The 1,315-nt window shown below is 39.9% G+C and carries 2 protein-coding genes; both read left to right on the top strand.

Features of this window, described 5'->3' with window-relative positions; translation table 11 throughout:
• Positions 1 to 3 precede the first annotated feature (3 nt).
• Positions 4 to 702, top strand: coding sequence for a response regulator transcription factor (locus tag WMO25_RS18105; RefSeq protein ID WP_349086626.1), 699 nt, complete (start codon positions 4 to 6; stop codon positions 700 to 702).
• Positions 665 to 1,315, top strand: a 651-nt coding sequence (locus WMO25_RS18110) for a hypothetical protein (RefSeq protein WP_349086624.1), incomplete at its 3' end; no start/stop codon positions are given. The genes WMO25_RS18105 and WMO25_RS18110, both read left to right, overlap by 38 nt.

Here is a 1,315-nt window from a genome sequence, read left to right on the forward strand (position 1 = left end):
ACAATATTAATTGTAGATGATGACAGAGAAATTGTACGTGTCATTGCCAAAATACTTGAACTGGAAGGATATAGGACATTGAAGGCTTATGATGGACTCGAGGCCCTGGATATGCTGGTGAGCAATGTTGTACACCTGATTATGATCGATATCATGATGCCGAAGATGAATGGTCTTGCAGCCGTGATGAAAATACGGGAGACCAATAATATTCCTATTATCATTTTATCAGCCAAGACCGAGGAAACAGATAAGGTTTTGGGACTGTCTATGGGAGCGGATGACTATATCAGCAAGCCATTTAATACCCAGGAGATGATTGCCAGAGTGAAGGCACAGCTGAGACGGTATATGCGTCTTGGAGCCATGAATTCGGAAAGCATGCAGGACAGTATTCGTATTGGTGATCTGTATCTGGATAAACATGCCAAGGAATTAAATGTTAATGGTGAATCCGTGCATCTGACGGCAACAGAATATAAAATTATGGAACTGCTCATGAGTAATCCGGGCAGAGTTTTTCCGGCGGAAGAAATTTATGAACGTGTTTGGCAGGAACCGGCTTATTCTGTCGAAAATACAGTCATGGTACATATTCGGAGAATTCGTGAAAAGATTGAGATCAATCCGAAACAACCAAAATATTTGAAGGTGGTGTGGGGAATTGGATACAAAATTGAAAAAGATGACAGCAAATATTAAAGGTATAAAAGGATGGTTCGTTCTGACAGTATTAGGGCTTGATGTTCTCCTTGGGATTGACGGCGGAAATCTCATAAGTACTTTTTACGGGGATGTCATTATCTATGTTACATTTCTTGCGACGGTTACTGCAGGCATTATGCTAACAATCAGTTTGAGGCCGGACAGTAAAGAATGGCCGTTTTTTGGAATTTTTGACAACTTTAAGACAGATACACTGTTTTGGCTGGAACTATTAATTGTTACATGCACAATGGCTGCCTTTGCATGGATTGCCGGTTTATATGAGTCCTGGAGTTGGGCATATTCTGCAATCTCGATACTGGGAAAGCTTTTGTTTTTGGTATTGGTGCTGCCGGAAGCCTTTGTTGCGGTAAGCTGTTATGCCATCTTTATCCGGCGCATGAAGGATCGGGAGAAACGCAGAGTGTTGTGGATCCAATCTGTTTTTCCCAAACATGAAAAAAAACAGAAAGTAAAAAAAGAAAATCCTATCAGAAAGCTATATACTAAATTCAGAGAAAGTGTTGTCTCTTTAAAAGCAGAATATGAACATTCTCTGAATTATGAAAAAAAACAGCTCATTTGCACAATTTTGATTGTAGGTGGCAAT

Origin of the sequence: Coprococcus intestinihominis (assembly GCF_040096555.1) — a bacterium.
Lineage (GTDB): Bacteria > Bacillota > Clostridia > Lachnospirales > Lachnospiraceae > Coprococcus_A > Coprococcus_A intestinihominis.